Origin of the sequence: Bifidobacterium kimbladii (genome assembly GCF_032193675.1) — a bacterium.
In the GTDB taxonomy this organism is placed as follows: domain Bacteria; phylum Actinomycetota; class Actinomycetes; order Actinomycetales; family Bifidobacteriaceae; genus Bombiscardovia; species Bombiscardovia kimbladii.
In genome coordinates this window covers 158,619-176,925 of sequence record NZ_JASTZZ010000002.1, presented here as the reverse complement: position 1 = coordinate 176,925, position 18,307 = coordinate 158,619, and the positions used below count along the sequence as shown (strand labels likewise).

Genomic DNA, 18,307 nt, shown 5'->3' with positions numbered 1-18,307 from the left:
AGCCTGTTCGGTGCGGAATCGGACACGGATCGGCACGTCTCGGAGTTCGCCTGACAATTCATTGCGATGGTGAATCTTGTTTCCAACGAGTTTGCCTGATAGGTGGTCCCTTTATAGCAGCTATTCGGAAACAGTTTGCTCAGTGGACTGTATCGTCGTCTTGTACTTGTCTGCATGAGGATTCGTAACAACGTCGACGGTGGAACATAGAGCTTATCTACTCCGATTCTGATTTGATAGATTAATTTTCGGGTAGTAAAATTCAACTCAGATAGAAGAATAAAACAATAGGCCAGATATTAAATAGAAATGTGCATTTTAAGGAGATTCTTTGGAAAAACTCGAGCTCATTCGTCAGAACCTTTTGCCAATCAATGATGCGCTTCCAACATTGTTGCCGCAGGCTAGGCTTCGCTCGCTCTCGGCCATGAATACACTCGGCACTCCTCGGGCTAAGTATCCGAAGCTCTATGCGGACAATTTCAACGCGACGCTCCGGGCAGAGATCGCCGATGAGCCAATCGACGGGTGGGAACTTACGGGATCCACCTCCTGCCTTCATCTGCGCAACATCGGTTCAGGCCTCAAGCTTCGATTCCTCAAGAAGTTCAAATTCGAGGGAAGTGTTCCTCCAGCCGGAACGAACTTACGGCGTAGGCAGGCATGGGTGCAACCAGCTATGCTCGACCAGGAGCTTTCCGGCAAGAAGCCGCTAAGCGACGCAGAAATCGTCTTGGTTTGGACTGAAGCAAACGGCATTTTTCATTGTTCCGCCTACCAGCCTACTGGAACCGGCCGGTTTCCCAAGGGCGCTCCCTGCATCGCTCTCATGGTTCTTCAGATGGGTGAGGGTTTCAAGGGTATGGCGTTTAACGGTGACGATGACGAAAATGAGTTGTTGGTCCCGCGCTCAAATACAATTGTCCGAGAAGAAAGGGAAGAGACGATCCAATGAACGAGTTCAACCCCACGCGCATTGAGCTTGCACGGAAGTATCGGGGTTGGACCAAAAAAGAGCTTGCCGAGCATTCTGGCATGACCCCGACCTACATTGGCATTCTGGTTGGCAATCCGACTGCGCATCTTACGGAATCAAGCATTGAAAAGATAGCCTATGCTACGAGCCTTCCTCAGTCTTTCTTTATGCTGCGCGAGCCAGGTCTTGATTGGAATCGTCTCGCCTTTCGTCGCAAGAAAAAAATCACAATGAATCTCAGTAACCGCATCTGCGCGGAGTTCGAGATGTTGGCGGACACCGTTTCCAGGGTAAGTTCGATGTCAAATGTGCCAGATGATGCGGCCTCCTGGCTTGATGAGATTGCGCCGACCTTGAACCCGCAGGCACAGGGAGTCCGTGACATTGCGGCAAACACGCGTGCGATACTGGGGCTGCCTTCTACGGGAGCGGTGCGCAACATGATTCGAAGCGTGGAACGTAAAGGAGTGATTATTGCACCGCTGACGACGAAGGTGGCTGATTCGGTCAGTGATGGAGTTACTTACCCGGGCAAGGCCCTTATAGGCTATTTTCCAGAAGACAAGCCTGGCGACCGGCTCAGATTCACTATTGCTCATGAGCTGGGTCATCTGGTTCTACATCGGTACCGCCGTCCCAAGGATGTGTCCTTGATGGAGAGGGAGGCTAACGAGTTCGCTGGTGAATTCCTTCTTCCTGAGTCGGACGCGCGAGCGGTCATCAGCCCGAGCATGATGCTGGAGGACTACCTGTACGTAAAGTCCGGGTGGGGAATTTCTGTTGGTGCGGCCGTGCGCAGAGCTTTCGATCTGGGCCTGATCGATGGGGACAAATACAAATCCCTATACGTTCGCATGGCGCAGCGTCACTGGATAAAGCATGAGCCCGTAGAGGTCAAGACGGAGCATCCGGTGCGTCTTGCTCAAATGCTCGGCCGTGCGTTTGGCGGACTGGACGATACTGGCCGTTCTACGGTGCCCAGAGATGGGATCGAGGGATTCCTTGGCATTCCCTTCGAACTGGCGAACGATTGGTGTGACAACAGGCTGACGGAAAAGGCAGCGAGCTGGACGATCATGAGATAGGCTAAAGCGGCTGCTAGAAGCATCTTCATGAAGACCACATTTGTCAGCAAGACATTCAGGAAAGACTTTCATAGGGCAATGCCAAGTCGAAAAGAACCTCAGTGGGTCCTTTGTCAACGGAACAGAAAAAAATGACTGGAACTGCAAGGGCTGGATTCGTCCAGAATTATTGCAGGCGTGGCGAAGTTCGGAAAATCAACGGACGGGCAGCTTGGTCTGTTCGATGAAGAGCGTAAGTTGCTCGAAACCACGTCAGCGCAAACAGCAAATCTCGATGCTACCAACTCTCCCAAGCCTGTTCGGGTAAGGCGTGTGCGCCCGGATAGGTACGCCTGCTGGTGCTACACTGTCTGGGTCTTCAAGTCGCGTATGAATCCGGCTTGGGAGATGTCATCAACGCAGCCAGAGAGCTATAACCGTTGCGTAAACAGCAATGAGAGCGGTATCGGATGATGCCATGCCGTACGGATCCGTGGAGATGGCTATGCGAACAGTCTGATGCGTGAGGAGCGGACGGTCCATGGTCGACCATGTTGACAAGAAAACAAAACTGCTGATTACCGGCACTGCCGGCCTTGCCTTCTGCGGGGTGCTTTTGGAGACCTCGCTCAATGTCACCTTTCCGGAGATGACCAGGTACTTCAAAACCGGGCTGGGCACAGTCCAATGGCTGACTACCGGCTATCTGCTGGTGGTGGCCTTGACGGTTCTGGCCGCCGCCTGGCTGGAGCATTCATTCACGACCCGTGCATTGATCCTGGCCAGCGTCGGAATATTCCTGGGCAGCGACCTGATGTGCATCCTCGCTCCATGCTTTCCTGTCCTTATGGCAGGACGCCTCCTGCAGGGCATCAGCACTGGTATTGCTCTTCCCTTGGTGTTCTCTCTGATCATGAAAAAGGTTCCTCTCCACATCCAGGGTCGTTACGTGGGCAGCGCCGGCATGGCGGTGGCCCTAGCTCCCTCCCTGGGCCCGACTTTTGGCGGAGCAGTCATCCAGACCTTATCCTGGCGAGCCATCTTCCTGATCGTGCTGCCCATTGAGCTGGTATTCGGGATTATTGCCCTCATCTCGGTTGACAGGGAGAGCGCCCATGTCGGTCCCTTTGCCTGGCTCCAGTTCATTCTTCTGGGTATTTTCCTGACCGGTCTGACCATGGGTCTGAGCACCTTGGATGTGCATGGTCCAATCACCTGGCTGTCCTTGTTTATTGGTGCTCTGGCACTTGTTGCAGGGGTCTGGACTCTTGTGCGCCAGCGGACCAGGCTGATCAACATCGCGGTCTTCCGGAACCGTACTTTCACCCTTGCCTTGATCCTCTACTTCCTGGTCCAGTTTGTTCAGATAGGCCTGACGTTCATCCTGCCCAACATGGCCCAGTCCGTCCTAGGGGAGACTTCCACGGTCGCTGGCCTCCTTCTGCTGCCGGGGAGCCTGCTCTCGGCCCTCTGCCAGCCCGTCACAGGCGGCTATCTGGATGGTCATGGCCTGCGTGGACTGCTTGCGGTGGGAAGCACTGCCTTCTTCCTCTCGGCCTTAGGCTTCCTGGTCCTCAGCCGGCACTTGTCCGTCCTGCTGATGGTCCTTCTCTACGCCTGCTACATGGTCGGTCAGGCTTGCGTCTTCAACAACCTGCTCACAGTCGGGCTGCAGCATATCCCAGCCAGACTGGTGCCTGACGGCAACGCGCTCTTCAACACCCTTCAGCAGTATTCAGGCGCCGCCTCGACCGGCGTCCTGGCTGCCATCATCACTGGCATGCCCAAGGCCAGAGGGATCCATGCCGGTCCTCAGGCCTTCCAGTTCGGCGCCGTCTGGGCTTTCGTCTTCGTCTTTCTCATCGTCCTGGGCATCCTCCTGGTGGCATGGTTCCTGGAGCGCAGCCTGGCCGATCAGGATAGGGATGGGATTCAGGTTGCATGACCTCTGATTCCTTCTGAAGGGTTGATGGTGTTAATGCAGGACTGAAATGCCGATCCAGACGGCCCAGCCTATCGCAAGGACCAGGTAGGGCCACCAGTGCATGCGGGTGATGGCCACGAACTCCCGGATGAAGGCGGTCGGCCAGTAGTAGCCCTTGGTGTGTGAGCCGATTCCGTCGGCATTCAGTCCGACCTTGCTGGCGTATTCGCTGGCCCGGAAGACGTGGTAGTCGCTGGTGACCAGGGCCACCCGGTAATGCTCAGGTCCGGTGCCCATCTCGTAGCGGTCGTCCAGGATCTGCTTGGAGTAGCGCAGATTCTCCAGGGTTGTGGTCGACCTGTCCTCCATGATGATGGCCTCGCCTGGCACCCCGCAGGAGTTGCGCAAATACTGAGCCATGGCCCTTGCCTCGCTGATGACCTCATCGGGGCCCTGTCCGCCGGAGACCACGAAGCGCCCCAGGCGCCCCTGCCGCTTCCAGAGGTCTACAGCCTTGTCCAGCCGTCCTCGGAGCAGGGGCGTAGGTTCTTCGCCGCGCAGACCCGCTCCGTGGATGATGATGTAGTCGTAGCGACGCTTGCGGGGCAGCAGCCTGTAAAAGCTGGAATAGAGCAGCAGGGCCAGGAAGGAGAAGAAGAACCAGGTGGCTTCCAGGTTGATCAGTCCAGCCAGCTTCTGCATCCATGAGGGGGCGCCAAAGCCTGCTAGGAGGGGCGAAAGAAACATGTAGGCCACCACGGCCAGCGCCAGCAGCCCGGGCAACAGAGTGGTCAGGGAGATTCCCTCATGTCGGATGACGATGACCGTGTTGGCCAGCAGGAAGCAGATCACCAGCAGGGGAGAGGCAATGAGCAGGATGACCAGGGGCAGGATCAGCCAGCGCATGCCGAACTGCAGAAGAAGCGCTCCGCCCAGGGTCAGCAGCAGGAGCAGAAACCAGATGGCATTGCGGAACTGCCGTGGCTCCTTGTGCAGGTCCCAGAGGAAGAGCAGGCCGAAGATGATGGCGGGTGCATAGAGCAGGAGGAGCTGCAGGTAATTGGTCATGCCGTGATTCCCCTTCCCGAGGACGAACTGGCAGGGTTGTATTCCACTGTAGCGAATAGATGAGCCGCCGCTCGTCCTTGACATGCCACCGCTTCCCAGCCTGCCGTGGTACCATATATGTGGCAAATCTCACACGTTCAAAAGCTGAGGGTGGGCGATTCCCGACGGTGCGAATTCCAAGTCGAGACCATGATAATGATGGGTTCTCTCAGGATTGCACATCGGTGCCTGCATGGGCGTGGTTGGTCGCAAGGCAGCGATGCGTTGGGAGGATCAGGGGTTCAAGTGATGTTGGGTTCCTCCGCGCTCAGGAGATGGTTCGGACCTGGCGTACAAGGCTGTAGAGAGGTGTGGTAATGAAAGTAGTGATATTCTCCACCTGCGTGGTGGACCTCATGTTTCCGAACGTGGGGAAGGCCATGGTGGAAGTGTTGGAGCGGTTTGGCTGCGACACCTACCTTCCCAAGGAGCAGATCTGCTGCGCCCAGCCCACCTTCAACAGCGGGTATGTCAAGGAGAGCATGCAGGTCATGCGCAACGAGGTCGATGCCTTGCTGAGCGTGGATGCCGACTACATCGTGGGTCCAGCGGGCTCCTGCGTGAATATGCTCAAGGAGCTGCCCTTCCATCTCAAGAACGACCCGGTCTATGCCGCCAAGGCCCAGACCATGGCTGACAAGACCTATGAGTTCTCGCAGTTCCTCTATCGTGTGCTGGGTGTGCTGGATGCGGGCGCTGAGCTTGATGCCGTGGCCACCTACCACCGCTCCTGCCACATGACCCGGTTGCTGGGGGAGCGGACCAGTCCCTTCGCCCTGCTCGACCATGTCAAGGGCCTGACCATGATCCCCCTGCCCCATATCGAGAACTGCTGCGGATTCGGTGGCATGTTCTCCATGAAAGAGCCTGAGATCTCCAAGCAGATGGTGGATGAAAAGGTGAACGACGTGCTCAGCACCAAGGCCAGCGTCCTCATCTCCTGCGATCCGGGCTGCCTGATGAACATCGGCGGCCGATTCAACCGGCGTGGCGAGAAGATCACCATCATGCACCTGGCTGAGGTGCTCAATCACAACGTGGACATGAGCCGCGTCAAGTATGTGGAAGGCCGCTCTGCTGGCGATGGGGCTGTGGGTTCCGTCAGGGCTGCCAAGGAAGAGGGGGCTCTGGTATGAGCAGCATGGTCAATGGCAAGAAGGCCGCGCAATATTTGCGGACCAGCAAGGCTCCCTTCCTGACCAGGGTCAAGGAGTCCGAGCAGGACCAATTCGCCCAGCAGGCCGTGGCCAAGGCCCAGGATGCGCAGTGGGTCAAGCGTGAGGCCGCCCGACAGGAGCTGGGCAACTGGGAACAGTGGCGAGACCTGGGCGAGCAGATTCGCCAGCATGTCATCCGCTACCTGCCTGACTACCTGGAGGAGTTCTCCGACAACGTGGAGAAGCGCGGCGGCCATGTCTTCTTCGCCCAGACCGACGATGAGGCTGCCCAGTACATCAAGCAGATCGCCATCGAAAAGAAGGCCAAGCACGTCGTCAAGAGCAAGTCCATGGTGACCAGCGAGATCAACCTGGACCCCACGCTGATGACTGTGCCCGGCCTGGAGGTGCTGGAGACCGACCTGGCCGAGTTCATCCTGGAGGAGGACGACTGGGACCAGCCCACACACCTGGTCTTCCCCGCCCTGCACAAGAACCGCGAACAGGTTCGGCAGGTTTTCGAGAAGAAGCTGGGTTACAAGGGTGACAACGACCCCCAGCACATGGCTCGGTTCTCGCGCAAGGTTCTGCGCAAACACTTCCTCGAGGCGGACATGGGCATCACCGGCTGCAACTTCGCCGTGGCAGACACGGGCATGATCAACCTGGTGACCAACGAGGGCAACGCCGACCTGGCCATGTGCATCCCCAAGACCCAGGTGGTGGTCATGGGCATGGAGCGCCTGGTGCCGACCATGAAGGAGGCCGAGACCATGGACAACATGCTGGCCCGGTCCGCCGTCGGCCAGAAGCTGACCTCCTATTTGACCTACACTGCGCCGCGCACCGGCCAGGAGTCGGACGGACCGGACGATGTCTATGTGGTCATTCTGGACAACGGCCGCTCCAACGCCCTGGGGACGGTTTTCGAGCCCATTCTCCAGTGCATCCGCTGTGCCTCCTGCCTGAACGTCTGCCCCATCTACCGGCACATCGGCGGTCATGGCTACGGATCCATCTATCCGGGTCCTGTGGGCTCGGTGCTCTCGCCGGTATTGGATGGTGGCTACGACGACTTCGGGGACCTGCCCTACGCCTGCAGCCTGTGCGCAGCATGCACGGCCACCTGCCCGGTCAAGATCCCCCTGCATCAGCTCATGATCGAGCACCGGCGGATCATGATGGACGACCAGTCCCAGGCCAATCTGATCGATGACACGGTCATGAGGGTCATGGGTCTGGGCACCGGCCACTCCTCGCTCTTCCGCACTGCCCTAGGGGTGGATCACACCATGCTGACCCCCATATCCAAGAAGCAGCCGGAGACGGCCAAGAACCTCTTCGCCAGCGATCGGCACGTGGAATGGATGCCCTTCGTCTTCGGCGGATGGACCAAGGTTCGTGATCTGCCGGATCCGCCCAAGCACGGGCAGAACTTCCGCAGTTGGTTCGCTCATCACAAGAAGGAGCAGCAGGCATGACCGATCGTGAGGTATTCCTGGACTACCTGGCTAAGAAGAGCGGACGGCCCCGCCACCAGCTCAAGGATCATCCTCTGGTGCCGGTCAACGACCTGCCGGAGACCACCCTGTCCGGCCACACCCAGGACGAGCTGCTGGAGATCGCCCGGAAGAGCAGCGAGGCTGTCCATGTGGACTTCCGCACCTGCACCAAGGCCGAGTTGCCCACCGCATTGGACGAGTTCATCGATTCACGCAAGGACGACAGCGACCATGTGATGCTGCCCACCTCCGACCTGTTTGCAGATTTCGGCCTGGAGGAGTGGAGGGACGGTTTGAACCCGCCCGCTACTTTCTGGAAACCTGGAGCCAGCCGCGAAGAGAACATCAAGACCGCCGACGAGTCCGGTACAGCCATCGCCTTTGCGGACTTCCTGCTGGCCGAGTCCGGCACCATCACCGTGGCTACCACCCCGGGTCAGGGCCGTGCCTTCCACTTCCTGCCGGTGCACTATCTGAGCATCATCCGCAAGTCGAAGATCCTGCCCCGAACACGGCAGGCCATGGACTACTACGACCCGGCTCTGGTCTCGGGCGAGCTCAAGACCTCCAACATCAACTTCATCACCGGCCCCTCCAACACGGGCGACATCGAGATGGTGATCGTGGTGGGCGTACATGGCCCCCTGGATATGACATATCTGGTGGTTGAAGACATGTAGCTCTAATAACATTTCCTGCTTAGGCAGGGCGCATTTCCCATATGTGGGGGGTCAGCGGCTCGAAGAAGGACGCTGACCCCCCACATACGCTTCTGCTGAAAGACGGATTCAGACCAGGCCAGGCAGAAGCCCTCCAGGTGGGTCGATGGCCACGTACCCGTTTTCAATGTCAACCTGGGGTACCAGGGCTTCGACGAAGGGTATCAGCCCTTCCGCCTCCTCGTCGTCTTCTTTGGTGGTCATGCGGATCTGCAGCTGCTGCTGGGCTACGCCGTCCAGCACGTCGCTGACTTGGCCGACCACTCGTCCGGAGGGCTCGCCCAGAGAGTTGCCCGGAGCCATGCGAACCTCGAGTCCAATCAGATCCTCGGGATACCAGGCATCCTCCTGCGCCAGTTCCTCGGCTGGATCAGCCTGGACATACAGTTCGAGGCCGTTCAGCGCTTCGGAGGCGTTCCTGTCTTCCACGCCTTTGAAGAGGACGATCCAACGCTGTTTGAAGCGCCGGGAGGAGACCACCGTGAAAACCTGCCCGTCCTTGGTCTGCAACTGGGAGTCGGGGGCGAAGCGCCGCTCAGGCTCGTCGGTGTAGGCATATACATTGACCTCGCCCTTGAGTCCCTGGGCGCGGCCAATACGGCAGACCCTCAGCAACCTTCGCTGCTGAGGGTCCGGACCCTGCGGGCCGTGATTGGTGGACCGGCTGGGGCTCACCGGCGCACGTCCATGATGTCGACGCGCACCTTGTGGTCGGCCAGCGCCTGGATCACGGTGCGGATGGCGTTGGCGGTCCTGCCGCCCCTGCCGATCACGCGGCCAATATCCTCGGGGTTGACCCGTACCCGCAACAGTTCTCCGCGAGAGTTCTCGTGGGACTTGACCGACACGTCATCGGGAAAGTCCACGATGTTCCTGATCAGGTGCTCAACGGCCTGTGCAAGCATGATAGCCGGTCCTTCCAATCCTCAGTAAATATGCCTTACTCAGCTGCCTGCTCGGCCTGGGCGGCATCTGCCGACTCATCGGCCTTGGGGGCTTCCTTCTCCGCCTGGGCCTTGGCCTTGGCGTCAGCCTCGGACTTGGCAGCCTTGAGCTTCTGAGCTTCGTTCTGTGCCTGCTCAATGCGGGCCTGGGCATCGATCTCGGCCTGGGGCACCTTCAGAGTGCCTTCCTTGCCGGGCAGATCCTTGAACTTCTGCCAGTCACCGGTGATCTTCAGAAGGTTGAAGACAGGGTCACTTGGCTGAGCGCCCACACCCAGCCAGTACTGGGCGCGCTCGGAGTCGATCTTGATTGAAGAGGGCTGGGTGTTGGGATCGTAGGTGCCGATCTCCTCGATGACCTTGCCATCGCGCTTCTTGCGGGAATCGACCACGACCACGCGGTAGAAGGGGTAGAACTTCTTGCCCATTCTCTTCAGACGAATTCTGGTTGCCAAAACGGCTCTCCTTGGTACTTGGTGTGCCCGGCGGCGTCTCCATGTGGGGCATGGTGGCGCTCCTGGCGTGTTCCTCACGGCCGTCGGAATGAGAGGGCTCCTCCGGACATGAATAACAGCAAAAGTATACCTCAACCATAGGATTAAGGGTCTGCTGTGGCATATGCCTCAACAGACCCTTGGTTCGGTTTTCTCCAACCTGTTCTGACCTAGGTCTAAGCTTCGGCCTCCCTATAGACCGGGGCCTGGCTCTTGTCGTCCAGGATCAGGGTCATGGTTCGCTCAGGCAGGACCAAATGGATCCTTCGATAGAGAGGCTTGAATCCATAGTGGGTCACGGTAACCGAGCACTGGCCTTGGCTCTCCATGCGGATCTGATAGAGGTTGTAGGCCCCTTGCTCGTAGTCGAAGCTGTATCCGTCATCCTGATAGTGGGTGTAGTCGCCATGCTGGCCGAAGAGTCTGAACGTCATGGACTCCTCGGGCTGGTCGTCCATATGCTCCACCAGTCGACCCCAAGGCAGAACGGTGTCGGCCCTGACGAAGATCGGCAGCTGGTCCAGAGGAGCCTCAACCAAAATATCTCGTTGGCCGCCGAAAGTGACCATGGTACGCAGATCCACCCAGTCGCCCTTGGGCAGATAGACCATTCTTGAGACCTGCCCTTGCTCTACCACCGGTGCTACCAGAACCTGGTCGCCGACCATGTACTCATCGTTCAAGTTCCGGGTGCGCGCATCTTCTGGGTAATTCAGGACCAGGGGACGCATAACCGGCAGGCCGTCTTTCATCTGCTTGGCAAAGCAATCGTAGAGGTAGGGAATGAAGCGATACCTCAAGTGCAGGAAGTGCCGGTAAATGTCTAGGACCTCAGGGCCAAAGACCCAAGGCTCCTGGTCTCGTGCCTGGAGTGCGGAATGGTTGCGCAGAAGCGGGCTGAAAATGCCGGCTTCGATCCATCGGGTCAGCAGCTCCGGGGTTGTATCGGCGCTGAATCCACCGATGTCGGCCCCGACAAAGCTGAATCCGCTCATCCCCATATTGCAGAGCTGAGGGATCGACATTTGCAGATGCGGCCAGAGGCTTTGGTTGTCGCCGGTCCAGACCGTTGAGTACTTCTGCGTTCCCGCGTAGGCCGCGCGTGTGATGACGTAGGGCCGTCTGCCGGTGGCTTTTTTCAGGCCCTGATAGGTGGCCTTGGCCATGTTGTGGCCGTAGACATTGTTCATCCTGGCAAGGTCGGACTGCTGATCTTCATCGCTGAAGACGGTGTCTTCCGGTATCTCTCCGTCGAATACGGCGGGTTCGTTCATGTCTGTCCAGATGCCGGCTGCCCCGCTGTCGACCAGAAAACGGCAATGCCCGGCCCACCAGTCGCGGACTTCGGATCGACCGAAGTCAGGGAATACGGACTTGCCGGGCCAGACCCTGTTGACATAGACGCTGCCGTCCGGGTTGGTCGCGAAGTACCCCTTATCCAGACCCTCCTGATAGATCGGATAGTCGGGATCCTCTTTGACTCCAGGATCCAGGATGGGGATGACTCTGACTCCCCGTCTTTTCATATCCACCAGGAACCCGGCGGGATCCTTGAAGATATTCCTGTTCCAGGTGAAGACGCGGTAGCCGTCCATGTAGTCGATGTCGAAGTGGACAGCTTCCAGGGGAAGGTGATACTTGGCGAAGGTGTCGACGATCTGCTCCACCCGGTCCTGGCTCATGCTGTAGCCCCAACGTGACTGTTGGTAACCCAGCATCCAACGCTGGGGGAGAGGGACCCGGCCAGTCAGATAGGTGTAGTTGGAGACCACCTCCTTCAAGGAGGATCCGCCCAGTATGTAATAGTCCAGGTTTCCGTCGACGGCCGAGTAGAAGTAGTAGTCGGCGTTCTCCCTGCCCAGGTCAAGATGGCTCCGGTAGGTGTTGTCGAAGAAGATCCCCCAAGGGTGGCCTTTTTTCAGTCCGAAGAGGACCGGGACGGACTTATAGAGGTTGGTGAAGGTCTCGATGTGCGGGCGCGGCTCATCATAATTCCAGTTGTCGTATTGATAGGACCGCTTGTTCAGATACCCGGTCTTGTCGCCCAGTCCGTAGAATTGCTCGTCCGGATCCAAGGCCTTGACTACCTGGTAGTAGTGATCCTCAGTCTGGCTCACGCCGGAAACTTCGTGGCCTTCGGCCCGCATGATGCTCTGGTGGGCGGCATCAATCGTCTTGGCGATGGGACGTCTCTTGCCGCGGTAGTCCAGGATCAACGGATTGCCTTGAGCGTCGAAGACGTCCAAGAGCAGGTCAGGTCCGACTTTGACGGTCAGCTGCCCTGTAGACAGTTCCAGATGGTTGTCGACTTCCTTCAGATCGAAGGGAGTCTCCACCTTCTTCTCGCCTTCGATGGCGTAGGAGTTGGTATGTCGTCCCCGATCCTGAAAGACGCGGATGATTTGGTCCGTCAGCACGGTCAGGATCAATGCTCCCTGGTCGGAACTCAGGGTGATGGTCTGACCTTTCGCGGTGTAATGCAGGTTCGTCATGGCAGACGTATTCCTTTCGTAATGTTGCTTAAGCCTCGTTGGATTCGGGCTTCTGGCTCTTGATGATGTCCATCAGAGCTGCGCCAATCAGCCAGGAGATGCCTCCGATCAAGAGCATGGTCGGCATCGATCTGCCCACCAACGGGAAGATCGCGAAGCTGCTGACCGATGCGATTATCTGCGGGAGGCAGATGAAGATGTTGAAGAGCCCCATATAGGCACCATCATTGGCCCCGTCGGTTTCCGTAGTGAAAATTGCAAAAGGTTCGGCATGCATGGTCAGGAAGCAGATACCGATCAGTGTAAAGGAACCGATCAGGGCGTACTGGTTGTGGGTGAAAGCGGTCCAGATCATTCCCAGGCCGCCGCAGAGCAGTCCAATCCGGTACCAGAACTTGCGCTTGTACTGGCTGGTCCTGGACAGAACCAGGAATCCGTAGATGATGCCCACGATGGACTGGACGAAGGTGAGGATGCCATACCAGTTGCCGGCGGCCTGGAATCCCGCTGAGGAAGAGTCGGCCGTGTGCCAGACGTTTTGGGCGATGGCCCCGGTGGTGTAGGTCCAGAGGTACTGGACGCCGAAGTAGGCGAAGAACTGGATGACTGCAACCTGCCAGAATGTGCTGGGGGCCTCCTTGAGAAGGGTCCAGTAGGACTTCTGCGGCTTCTTCTCCTCATATTCGAAGTTATGGTATTGCGCGTAGGTCTTAGGATCGTATTCCTTGACCGAGAGGATGGTGTAGATGGAGGTGGCCAGAAGGACGGCCGCGGCGATGTAGAAGGAGAGCCGGACGGACATGGGGACCACTCCCTTCTTGTCGATGTTGGCAATGCCCAGCCCGGTCAGCAGGAAGGGGCAGAGGTTGGCCAGGACGCCTCCCAGATTGCTGAAGGACTGTTGCCAGGACCAGGCCTGGTCCTTCTGCTTCTCGTTGACCATGTCGCCGATGATCATGCGGAAGGGTTGCATGCAGGCGTTGTTGGACAGGTCCATGAGGACGATGGCTGCTGCTCCGAAGCATAGAGCAGTCAAGGATCCGTAGCCGAAACCAAAGGAACCGGAATTCGGCAGCAAGACCATGACGATGGCAGCCAGGGGAGCCGCCCAAAGCAGGATGGGCATCCGGCGGCCGAAGCGAGGGGACCAGTGGCCGTCAGAGAATCGTCCCAGGATTGGTTGAATGATCATTCCGATCAGGGGCGGCAGTATGAAGAAGAACCCAAGCTTGCTTGGGTCGGCACCCAGAGTCTGGAATATGCGGCTCATCTGTGAGGTCTGCAGGGAGAAGGCCATGTTGACGCCGCAGTAGCCGAAGGTGATGGCGAACATGGTCTTCATGGTGATATCCGGTAGCGAATGCCGTTTCTTGGTAGAGGCATCACTCGTCATTTGAGGTGCGCTCAAGGTATCTCCTTTGATCTTTTGTAAACAATTACTGTAAACGTTTACGGTATCAGTATACAGCCTCATTCATCTTTTTCATGCCCGGGCGTGTGGCTATGATGGCCGATGACGTAGCAAGTGGGTCCGGCATGGGTTCGGCAGAGGGAAAGATGGAGGTCATGGCTGAAGCTTCCAGAGTGACCTTAAAGGACATAGCCCAGCGGTTGGGGCTGTCGACGGCTACCGTTTCGCGTTCCCTTTCCGACACCGGTGAACACAGGGATCAGACGGTACGCTTGGTCAAGGAGACGGCCAAGGAGATGGGGTACATCCGCAACACGGCAGCGGCCGACCTCGTTCAGGGCAAGAGCCATGCTTTGGCTGTCATCCTCTCCAACACCAAGACCAATTTCGATTCTTCAATCATCGAGGGGATCGAACAATCAGCTGCGGAACGGAACCTGGATGTGTTGATTCTCCATGCTGGCAACGCTGATCTGCAAGCCCAGCGGCGGGCCATCACCACTGCGGTAGAGCGCGCCGTCAGAGGAATTATTCTGGTCTCCCTCGAGCTCCAGGAGTCATTGATCGCCACCATAGAGCAGGTGGGAATGGATTGCATATCGCTCTCATCCTTTGTGGGCGGCGGACGGCTGCCCTGCATTACTTCAGATGACTATCAGATGGGGTATGAGGCCACCCAATTTTTGATTGACCAAGGTCACCGACGGATCGGGTTGGCGGGCATTCCTAAGCATGGTTCAATCACTCTGCGCATCAGCGGGTACCGGCAGTGCCTGGAGGATAACAGCATTCCTTATAGGGAAAGTCTGGTTTTCCGTGGGGGATGTCTCTACCAGGATGGGATAGCCGCCATGAAGCGCTGTCTAAAGACGAAAGAACAGATCACTGCCCTTATCGGTGCCAGCGACCTGGTGGCTATGGGTGCCATCAACCAGGCCAGGGACCAGGGGTTGGATGTGCCCGGTGACGTGAGTGTCATGAGCTTTGACGGCACGGACATTGTAGAAATGGTCAGGCCCACCATAACCAGCGTCACCCAGGCCTTTTACCGTATGGGAGTGGAGGGAGTCAAGGCCCTGCTGTCCGGAGACAAGCCGGGTTCGCGTTTTCTGCCTTTCCGGATAATCAGCAGGCAGTCCACCGGACCGGGCCCTTGCCTGCACGGTGATCATAAGTGAGCAGCCTCTGCTCAGGCTCACAGGCGCAGTTGAGCCAAAAGGCCACAGTGGTCGGTGTGCGGGACTTTCATGACCTTCATCGATTCGACCCTGATGCCTTGGCTGACCAGGATATGGTCGATTTCGATCAGCGGCGGTAGAAGTGCCTGGCAATGCGGAAAGGTCGGATGCGGCCCGCAACCTAGGGAAAGGGAGGCATCACGCAACCTGCCGGACTGCAGCATGGCACGAAAGGTGGGGTGGTGCAGGTTGGCGTTGCAGTCGCCCATGATGACGGTGAATGCGGGCGATTCCATGTCTGGGGCGGCCGCCGTCTTTTCGCTGTTCAAGAGAGCCAGGCGCTCAATGCCTAAGCCCCATTGTCTGGCGCCGCGTTGGGGCGACTTGGGATGGACTGAAGCCACGCGGATTGTTCCAGCTTGGGTATGCAAAAGCATCAGAGGAACGGCTGAAGCTTCCAAATCAAGGCCTGATGGTTGATGCCATATGGGCTCCAGACGAGAGAAGAGGGCGTTCCTGCCGCCATTGTCATTCTGGGTCTGCGGCCCCTCCACCAGGTATGGCATGATCTGCCTCATCCCTGCTTTCTGAAGATGAGTCAGCAGCGTCGAGTTCACTTCCTGCAGGGCTAAAACGTCGACATCATGGCTTTGAACCTGCTCCATGATGGTCTGCGCATCCGCCTTGCCATAGCGGCAGTTTAGCGTCATGACTCTCAAGGAAAGGGCTGGATGGCTAGCGGCTGGAGCCAGGTCGCGAGTTTCTGTGTGGACCTGTGCTGAATCAGGCGTGACCTGATTGAGCTGGTTTGATTTGGGACTGTCTGCATAGGCATCTGCTTTATTACTAGTATCGGTGCGATGCCTATTGTTTGACAGTAGCCCAGTTCTGTACCCCGAGCCCGTTGGAGAGGACAGGTGAAACCTGTATTGAAGTCTCCACAAGGTGACCAGGGTCAGCTCAATCAGGGCCAGGGCAGACTGTGGCCAGGCCTGGATCACAATGGCGCAGACCAAGATGGCCAACAGGGGAACGGCCAAGAGGTCGATCAGAGCGATCAGCTCTACCAGAGGGCGGTGCCAGTCAGCTCCGGCAGGGAGGAAGCGCAGGGCCATCCACAAGGCGATGAGCCCCAGGAGAATCCAGAGAAGGGTGTTCACGTGCCATTGTCTCCTGCAGGAGAGAGGGGTTTAGCGGCCGCCGAAGAGACCGCCCAGTCCACCGCCAAGGTTGGGCGGCAGGTCCGGCAGGCCTTCAGGCATCTGCGGAGTTTCGGGGCGCTTGGCGAAGGCGGAGCCGCCGGAGGATTTGCCCTTGCCGGACAGGCGCTCGCGTAACGCCTTCTCTTCGGCCTCCCGCTTCATAGGATTGCCTGAACGGGAGCCCTTGCGGCCTTTCTTGCCCTTTTTGCCCTTCTTGCCGCCGCCAGCGCCCATGCCGCCCATGCCTGGGATCGAACGGCTGCCATTGGTCATCCGCTTCATCATCTTGGCCGCCTGCTCGAACCGCTGCAGCAGGCCGTTGACAGCCGAGACCGTAGTGCCGGCGCCATAGGCGATCCGGGCCCGCCGTGAGCCGTCGATGATGCTGGGGTCGCGTCGTTCCTGGGGAGTCATCGACTGGATGATGGCCTGGGTCCGGTCCACCTCCTTCTCATCGAACTGCTCAAGCTCCTTGCGGTGCTGGGCCATGCCCGGGATCATGCCCAGAATGCTCTTGAAGGAGCCCAGCTTGCGAACCTGTTGGAGCTGCTCCAGAAAGTCGTCCAAACCGAAGCTGCCCTCGGACATCTTCCCGGCGGCCTTGCGGGCCTCCTCCTCATCGAACTGGCGCTGGGCCTGCTCGATCAGGGTCAGGATGTCACCCATGTCCAGAATGCGGGAGGCCATCCGGTCGGGGTGGAAGACCTCGAAGTCCTTGAGGCCCTCGCCGTTGGAGTCGAAGAGGATGGGCTTGCCGGTCACCGAGGCCACCGACAGGGCCGCACCGCCTCGGGCATCGCCGTCCAGCTTGGACAGGACCACGCCGGTGAAGTCAACACCTTGGTCGAAGGCTTTGGCTGTGGCGACTGCATCCTGGCCGATCATGGCATCGATGACGAAGAGGATCTCGTCGGGGTGAACGGCATCGCGGATATTGCGGGCCTGCTCCATCAGCTCCTGATCCACGCCCAGCCGACCGGCCGTATCAATAATGACCACGTCGTAGAGCTTGTCCTTGGCCACTCTGATCGAGTCGGCTGCTACCTTGACCGGATCGCCTGTGACCTGTCCAGGGGCTGCCAGTTCGGATCCGGTGGTCTGCACGCCTGGTTCGGGAGCGTATACCGGCACTCCCGCGCGTTCGCCGACGACCTGGAGCTGGGTGACCGCATTGGGCCGCTGCAGGTCGGCCGCCACCAGCAGGGGGGTGTGCCCGGCGTCCTTGAGCCAGTAGCCCAGCTTGCCGGCCAACGTGGTCTTGCCGGCACCCTGCAGGCCAGCCAGCATGATGACTGTGGGCGGGTTCTTGGCGAAATTGAGCGGTCGATCCACTCCAGCGCCCAGAATGTCAGTCAGTTCGTCGTAGACGATGGAGACTACCTGCTGGGCCGGGTTCAGGGCCTTGGAGACCTCCTCGCCCAGGGCGCGTTCCCTGATGCGCCCGGTAAAGGAGCGCACCACGTCCAGGGAGACATCGGCATCCAGGAGGGCGCGGCGGATCTCGCGGATTGTGCCGTCGATGTCGGCCTCGGTCAGCTTCCCCTTGGAACGCAGATGGGTGAAGGCCTGGGAGAGCCGGTCGGTCAAAGATGAAAATGCTGCCATAATGCCCCAAGTCTACCTGTCAGCCGGGAGATTGGCCGGCAGCTCCGTAAGGCCTGCGCCATCAGCCGAGTGACAGCAGAGGTGGGGGGGGGGCACGGCCGACATGTGGGTGCGTCACACTTTCCCTGAGCTTCGAAGTGACTATTGCCATCCCATCTTGATCGTCGGATCACCTGCATCAAAAAAGACTCTAGTAACAGCTGGTTTGTAGTTTTCGGGCGATCAGATGCTGCAATACAACCAGATGGGCACACTCTGCTCAGTTGTTTTTGGTTACCCCCCTCCCCCTATTTGAAACGTTCGGACAAGGTGCGGGACAGGGGGACTCCTCCTACCTCTTAGTGGATTTGATTGCTCAGTACCAAGAAAGTGTCTCGATTTAAACCTCTAAGGAAATGTCTAGCAAAGTAGAGTGGTCATTTTGACAGCATGGGGTGCCGTGTTATAATTGTCGAAACGATTCGATTACTTCAGAGATGATGAGAATCGCATAAGAGGAAAGAGCTGAATGTTGTTACGGATTGATCCCTCA

General features: G+C 58.2%; 15 protein-coding genes. 7 read left to right on the top strand and 8 right to left on the bottom strand.

The window, feature by feature from the left end; all coding sequences use genetic code 11:
* Positions 1-331 precede the first annotated feature (331 nt).
* The 3 genes from QRX41_RS04050 to QRX41_RS04040 all read left to right on the top strand — a co-directional run bounded on the left by QRX41_RS04050 (position 332) and on the right by QRX41_RS04040 (position 3,985).
* The gene (locus tag QRX41_RS04050) at positions 332-955 is read left to right on the top strand and encodes a hypothetical protein (protein ID WP_313838869.1); all 624 of its coding nucleotides are present in this window, start codon (positions 332-334) and stop codon (positions 953-955) included.
* Positions 952-2,061, top strand: a complete 1,110-nt coding sequence (locus tag QRX41_RS04045; RefSeq protein ID WP_313838868.1) for an XRE family transcriptional regulator — start codon at positions 952-954, stop codon at positions 2,059-2,061. The genes QRX41_RS04050 and QRX41_RS04045 overlap by 4 nt, the downstream gene beginning before the upstream one ends.
* A 520-nt stretch (positions 2,062-2,581) precedes the next feature.
* Complete coding sequence (locus tag QRX41_RS04040) at positions 2,582-3,985, top strand: MFS transporter (RefSeq protein WP_313838866.1); 1,404 nt, start codon at positions 2,582-2,584, stop codon at positions 3,983-3,985.
* Between the two features lie 30 nt (positions 3,986-4,015).
* Here QRX41_RS04040 and QRX41_RS04035 read toward each other — a convergent pair whose 3' ends face one another.
* On the bottom strand, positions 4,016-5,032 hold the full coding sequence (locus QRX41_RS04035) for a YdcF family protein (protein ID WP_313838864.1): 1,017 nt from the start codon (positions 5,030-5,032) through the stop codon (positions 4,016-4,018).
* Positions 5,033-5,388: 356 nt separating this feature from the next.
* Here QRX41_RS04035 and QRX41_RS04030 point away from each other — a divergent pair, with 356 nt between their 5' ends.
* Genes QRX41_RS04030 through QRX41_RS04020 form a run of 3 tightly spaced genes read left to right on the top strand, consistent with a single transcriptional unit; the run spans position 5,389 to position 8,410 of the window.
* Positions 5,389-6,207, top strand: coding sequence for a (Fe-S)-binding protein (locus QRX41_RS04030; RefSeq protein WP_313838863.1), 819 nt, complete (start codon positions 5,389-5,391; stop codon positions 6,205-6,207).
* Positions 6,204-7,709 carry a LutB/LldF family L-lactate oxidation iron-sulfur protein gene (locus QRX41_RS04025; RefSeq protein ID WP_081709296.1) on the top strand — a complete coding sequence of 502 codons (1,506 nt, stop codon included), beginning with the start codon at positions 6,204-6,206 and terminating at the stop codon, positions 7,707-7,709. The genes QRX41_RS04030 and QRX41_RS04025 overlap by 4 nt, the downstream gene beginning before the upstream one ends.
* Positions 7,706-8,410: a LutC/YkgG family protein gene (locus QRX41_RS04020; protein ID WP_045923943.1), complete on the top strand. Its 705-nt coding sequence runs from the start codon at positions 7,706-7,708 to the stop codon at positions 8,408-8,410. Before QRX41_RS04025 ends, QRX41_RS04020 begins: the two co-directional genes overlap by 4 nt.
* Before the next feature lie 108 nt (positions 8,411-8,518).
* Here QRX41_RS04020 and rimM read toward each other — a convergent pair whose 3' ends face one another.
* The 5 genes from rimM to QRX41_RS03995 all read right to left on the bottom strand — a co-directional run bounded on the left by rimM (position 8,519) and on the right by QRX41_RS03995 (position 13,787).
* Positions 8,519-9,124, bottom strand: coding sequence for a ribosome maturation factor RimM (gene rimM, locus QRX41_RS04015; protein WP_045923944.1), 606 nt, complete (start codon positions 9,122-9,124; stop codon positions 8,519-8,521).
* Positions 9,121-9,354, bottom strand: a complete 234-nt coding sequence (locus QRX41_RS04010; protein WP_015021362.1) for an RNA-binding protein — start codon at positions 9,352-9,354, stop codon at positions 9,121-9,123. The genes rimM and QRX41_RS04010 overlap by 4 nt, the downstream gene beginning before the upstream one ends.
* 35 nt (positions 9,355-9,389) lie before the next feature.
* Positions 9,390-9,848, bottom strand: a complete 459-nt coding sequence (gene rpsP / locus QRX41_RS04005) for a 30S ribosomal protein S16 (protein WP_045923945.1) — start codon at positions 9,846-9,848, stop codon at positions 9,390-9,392.
* A 215-nt stretch (positions 9,849-10,063) separates the two neighbouring features.
* On the bottom strand, positions 10,064-12,379 hold the full coding sequence (locus tag QRX41_RS04000; protein WP_045923946.1) for a glycoside hydrolase family 31 protein: 2,316 nt from the start codon (positions 12,377-12,379) through the stop codon (positions 10,064-10,066).
* A gap of 28 nt (positions 12,380-12,407) precedes the next feature.
* Positions 12,408-13,787, bottom strand: a complete 1,380-nt coding sequence (locus tag QRX41_RS03995) for an SLC45 family MFS transporter (protein WP_197071124.1) — start codon at positions 13,785-13,787, stop codon at positions 12,408-12,410.
* Between the two features lie 158 nt (positions 13,788-13,945).
* Here QRX41_RS03995 and QRX41_RS03990 point away from each other — a divergent pair, with 158 nt between their 5' ends.
* Complete coding sequence (locus tag QRX41_RS03990) at positions 13,946-14,968, top strand: LacI family DNA-binding transcriptional regulator (RefSeq protein WP_045924248.1); 1,023 nt, start codon at positions 13,946-13,948, stop codon at positions 14,966-14,968.
* 17 nt (positions 14,969-14,985) lie between these two features.
* Here the strand turns inward: QRX41_RS03990 and QRX41_RS03985 are convergent, their stop codons facing one another.
* Positions 14,986-15,993 carry an endonuclease/exonuclease/phosphatase family protein gene (locus tag QRX41_RS03985; protein WP_313838857.1) on the bottom strand — a complete coding sequence of 336 codons (1,008 nt, stop codon included), beginning with the start codon at positions 15,991-15,993 and terminating at the stop codon, positions 14,986-14,988.
* Between the two features lie 165 nt (positions 15,994-16,158).
* Positions 16,159-17,775 (bottom strand): signal recognition particle protein, encoded by a 1,617-nt coding sequence (gene ffh / locus QRX41_RS03980; protein ID WP_045923949.1) that lies wholly within the window; start codon positions 17,773-17,775, stop codon positions 16,159-16,161.
* Positions 17,776-18,307 lie beyond the last annotated feature (532 nt).

What these genes read in the sequence shown, in the direction of transcription:
- QRX41_RS04020 (WP_045923943.1), top strand. Translation starts at nt 7,706, where the DNA reads ATGACCGATCGTGAGGTATTCCTGGACTACCTGGCTAAGAAGAGCGGA.
- QRX41_RS04030 (WP_313838863.1), top strand. Translation starts at nt 5,389, where the DNA reads ATGAAAGTAGTGATATTCTCCACCTGCGTGGTGGACCTCATGTTTCCG.
- QRX41_RS04035 (WP_313838864.1), bottom strand. Translation starts at nt 5,032, where the DNA reads ATGACCAATTACCTGCAGCTCCTCCTGCTCTATGCACCCGCCATCATC.
- QRX41_RS04010 (WP_015021362.1), bottom strand. Translation starts at nt 9,354, where the DNA reads ATGCTTGCACAGGCCGTTGAGCACCTGATCAGGAACATCGTGGACTTT.
- ffh (WP_045923949.1), bottom strand. Translation starts at nt 17,775, where the DNA reads ATGGCAGCATTTTCATCTTTGACCGACCGGCTCTCCCAGGCCTTCACC.
- QRX41_RS04025 (WP_081709296.1), top strand. Translation starts at nt 6,204, where the DNA reads ATGAGCAGCATGGTCAATGGCAAGAAGGCCGCGCAATATTTGCGGACC.
- QRX41_RS04000 (WP_045923946.1), bottom strand. Translation starts at nt 12,379, where the DNA reads ATGACGAACCTGCATTACACCGCGAAAGGTCAGACCATCACCCTGAGT.
- QRX41_RS04040 (WP_313838866.1), top strand. Translation starts at nt 2,582, where the DNA reads ATGGTCGACCATGTTGACAAGAAAACAAAACTGCTGATTACCGGCACT.
- QRX41_RS03990 (WP_045924248.1), top strand. Translation starts at nt 13,946, where the DNA reads ATGGCTGAAGCTTCCAGAGTGACCTTAAAGGACATAGCCCAGCGGTTG.
- QRX41_RS04045 (WP_313838868.1), top strand. Translation starts at nt 952, where the DNA reads ATGAACGAGTTCAACCCCACGCGCATTGAGCTTGCACGGAAGTATCGG.